Genomic DNA, 4,204 nt, shown 5'->3' on the forward strand with positions numbered 1-4,204 from the left:
GGGAATCAGATCGAAACCCCGCTCACCTGCCCTGCGCCAAACGTTCGACCGCGAACATCGCATATGGGGACCAATGCTCCGGCAATCATCCGGGTAGGGCGCTGTGGAGGTCGCCCCGGCCACCGAGACCTGCCTTGGTGGCTGCCCGATCTCCGCCGCGTCACTCCTTGTTCTCAACTCCTCGTTCCCAATTCCTTCGGCCGTGTTATACTCATTCGCACCGAAGACTCGAATAAGGCAGGTGGTTCCATGCTCGCCAGAACACTGACCGCTTTGCTGTTGTCGGCAGTCGCGGCCCCCACGGTCCACGCCACCGAGACGACAACGCCCGGCCGCCTTTCTCTTCGTCGAACGCCCGTCGTCGAGGTGTTCGAGAAAAACCGCGGCGCGGTGGTGAACATCTCCGCGACCATGGAGGTTGAGAACTACGAGAGCATCTTCCCCCAGGGCCTGTTCAACGAGTTTTTCGACGGGATGCTTGCTCGCCCCATACGCCGCAAGTACACCAGCATCGGCAGCGGGTTTGTCATCCATCCGGACGGCTACGTGGTCACCAACGCCCATGTGGTGATGCGGGCCGTCGACCAGCGCGTGATCTTCGCCGACGGGTCCGAGTTCGAGGCCGATCGTATCGCCGTCGATGAGAAGCACGACCTGGCCATTCTCAAGATCAACTCCGGCAAACCCTGCCAGGCCGTCACCCTCGGCCGAAGCGACGACCTGATGATCGGCGAGACGGTCATCGCGATCGGCAACCCGCTCGAGTACCAGCACACGGTCACCTCTGGTATCATCAGTGCTCTGAACCGCACGCTGACCTTCAGCGAACAGGTCGAATACAAGGGCCTGATCCAGACCGACGCAAGCATCAATCGCGGCAATTCCGGGGGCCCGCTGCTTAATGTCCTCGGCGAGCTGATCGGCATCACCACCGCCATCCGCGGTGACGCCCAGAATATCGGCTTTGCCATCCCCGTCGACCAGTTGCATAGCCTGCTGCCCGAGATGCTCTCCATCCGGCACCGCCAGCGGCTCGAGGTCGGTCTGCGCCTCGATTGGCACGAAGGTGTCCGCGTGTCGGAAGCCAAGGGCCCCGCTGCCCAGGCCGGAATAAGAACCGGCGATGAGCTGGTCAGCGTGGCCGGTACGCCCATTCGGCAGGATGCCGACTACTATATCTATCTGCTGGGCATCACGGCTGATGATTCGTTAGACATGGTCCTCAAGCGGAACTCGCGTGAAATCAAGGCCACGGTCAAGCCGGCAACCATCCCCATTCCCGATGCCGCCAAGCTCCTCCGCCAGCGAACGGGCCTGTCGGTCCGCGCCCTGACCCGCGAGCAAGCCGCCAAGATCCACCCGCAACTGCGGGCCGGCCTCCAGATCACCAACGTCGAGTACGGCAGCCCCGCCCACCAGGCCGGATTCGTCGAGGGCTACGTCATCGTCCAGATCGGCAAGTACGCCCCCAACAATCTCGACGAGGTGGCGGTGCTCCTGGAAAGCCTGCCCGCCGGCGAGCGCGTCCAGTTCCGCGTGCTCGAAGTGCAAAAACGACAGATCCTCCTTCTCCAAGGCGAACTGGCCGTCCGCTAGCGGGTGTCCCATCCTCGCCGCAGCGACGGTGGGGTCACGATGATCGATTACGCGGGGATCACGTCAACGGCTCCGCGTGGACATGCTCTCTCCCTCAGCTAAGAGCACACAGTAGGGCAGCCTCGAGGTCGCCCCGGCGACCGAGACCTGCCGCATTGAAGCTGGCCCCAGAATCCATTCTGGGACCTTTCGCATAGACGATTCCCATCCCCATTCTCACCGAATGCGGAATGGACTCCGCCGGGCAAGGCAGCCCCGCTTCGCAATCAGCGCTTCGCAGGACAGGCCCGGAACGGATTCCGGGCTAAGCCCCCCCACCCAGCTAACCGCCAAAGGCTGAGAGTCACGGCGTAGCGATTCCTTTTCCGCCCACTGACGACTGACATCTGATAACCGATCACTCGCGCCGCTGCCCGCTCCTCGACCGCCTGTAGCGGACCTCAACCCCCCACAGGTATATTGCTGAGCATGCGAATCGTCGTCGCCCCCGACTCATTCAAAGAGGCCCTGCCCGCCCGGCAGGTCTGCGAGGCCATCGCCCGCGGTATCCGTCGTGCCTGCCCCGATGCAACCATCGATCTGCTGCCGATGGCCGACGGTGGCGAGGGCACGGTCGATGCTCTTGTGGCGGCCACCAGCGGCCAACTGCGCGAATCAACCGTGACCGGCCCGCTTGGCGAACCAGTGCGGGCCTGCTGGGGCGTACTCGGCGACGACAGCGGAACGGCCGTGCTGGAGATGGCCGCCGCATCCGGCCTGGGGCTGGTTCCGCCCGACCGCCGCGACCCGCTGTTGACCACCACCTTCGGCACAGGCGAGCTGATCGCCGCCGCCTTGGACAGCGGCGCCCGGCGGATCCTGATCGGCATCGGCGGCAGCGCTACCAACGACGGCGGCACCGGCGCCGCCCAGGCGATCGGCGTACGATTCATCGACCGCAACGGCCGCGTGCTGCCCAACGGCTTGACCGGCGGTCAACTGAGCCTCATCGCCCGAATCGATCCGGCCTCTCGCGACCCGCGCATCGGGCCCGTGCCGATTGAGGTCGCCTGCGACGTCGATAACCCCCTGTGCGGCCCTCGCGGTGCGGCCGCCGTCTACGGCCCGCAGAAAGGCGCTGACCCCCAGACCGTTCGCATTCTCGATGATAATCTGGCTCACTTGGCGGACGTCATTCAGCGCGATCTGGGCATGCAGGTTCGCGACATTCCTGGCGCCGGCGCCGCCGGCGGTCTGGGCGCCGGCCTCCTTGCATTCTTCGACGCGAAGCTACGGCCGGGAATCCAGATGGTTATGGACGCTTTGCGCTTCTCCGAACGGATCGCCGGCGCCGACCTGATCATCACCGGCGAAGGCCGCCTCGACCGCCAATCCATGATGGGCAAGCTGATCGAGGGCGTCGGCCGCGCCGCCAAGTCAGCCGGCATACCCGTCATCGCCCTGGTCGGTTCTGTCGGCGACGGGGCCGACGACGCCCTCGAAGTCCTCCAGAGCTACCACTGCATCAACCCGCCCAATACCCCACCGGCCGAGGCCCTCCCTCAAACCGCCACCTGCCTCGAACAAACCGCCGCGAGAGTGCTGTCAGATCACTGACAACCGACGGTTGACCGCTTTCCCCAAACAATGCCGACGACTGGATGCCATTTGTTGACCGCTGAATACTGCGAAGCCGGAAGCAGAGCCGAGGCGCGCCAACACGAATGCTTACCCGTTTCAGGAGGCACAAAGCACCCTGCAAGAAATCCATTGTCTTCTTCGTTGGTTCCTGTGGTCCAACACTGTTCGCGATCGGCGCGGATCATCAGGCAGACTTCTTCTTGATTCGTTTCACGAGTTCCTCAGCCGTATAGACAGCGTCGTATTTTTCGCGAATTACCTCTTTCGTCTGAAGATCATTTTTGATCCGGGTCAGCAACTCGGTGACGTCATTGTTCATGGTGAGCTTGTTGAGCGTGTCCCAATCCAGCGTCTCACGTTCCCGGGCCGGCACAAGGACTTCTGAGCTGTCTGGATCATCCAGAGCAAGTCGAATGACCCCTATCCCAAAGGCGGCAGCCAGCCTGCGCAACTCCGTCAGGAAGTCTTCGTCGGTCGAAATCTCCGCCGCAACAAGGTATCCCTCGTGAGCCCATGACGAGTTCGAGACCGCCTGGAAGAAGGCCTCCCTGAGATTGGAGAATGAAAGCCCTTTCTTGACTTCAAACGAGTATAGCTTCACTGCTGGATTGCCGGTTGCGGCACTAAGATCGAGCACTTCGGCGGTCCAGTCCTCGACCGCGTAGTAGACACCGATGACGTCGGGATGTACCCACTCACCGAACGACTTCTTGTTGGATGTGCTGTGTCTGATGGTCTTCGTGTAGGCCTTGAAATACAAACGCGCGTAGTACGCGAGGAAGGGATGAAGATCAGCTTCAGTATACGCATAGACCGTAGGCACGCTGTCATCCGCTGTCGAGATGGACTTCTCGATACTCTTACCGTGCTCAGGAAGCAATTCCTTAAGGAAATAGCGAGCCGGTCGCTGCCCCAACTTCACAAACTTCGTCTCGGTGTCGGCGCCGGTCTGAACATGCTGTAAATCCGCCGGTTTGATGATGCGGTG

At 62.3% G+C, this 4,204-nt stretch carries 3 protein-coding genes; 2 read left to right on the forward strand and 1 reads right to left on the reverse strand.

All coding sequences use genetic code 11. From position 1 onward, the window contains the following. Positions 1-249 precede the first annotated feature (249 nt). Positions 250-1,596 (forward strand): trypsin-like peptidase domain-containing protein, encoded by a 1,347-nt coding sequence (locus tag PLL20_21855; GenBank protein ID HPD32644.1) that lies wholly within the window; start codon positions 250-252, stop codon positions 1,594-1,596. Positions 1,597-2,064: 468 nt separating this feature from the next. After that, positions 2,065-3,192 (forward strand): glycerate kinase, encoded by a 1,128-nt coding sequence (locus tag PLL20_21860; GenBank protein HPD32645.1) that lies wholly within the window; start codon positions 2,065-2,067, stop codon positions 3,190-3,192. Between the two features lie 208 nt (positions 3,193-3,400). On the opposite strand, the gene PLL20_21865 is transcribed toward PLL20_21860, so the two are convergent. Continuing rightward, positions 3,401-4,204: hypothetical protein (locus PLL20_21865; protein HPD32646.1), on the reverse strand; the 804-nt coding region annotated here is incomplete at its 5' end.

Source organism: Phycisphaerae bacterium (genome assembly GCA_035384605.1).
GTDB lineage: Bacteria > Planctomycetota > Phycisphaerae > UBA1845 > PWPN01 > JAUCQB01.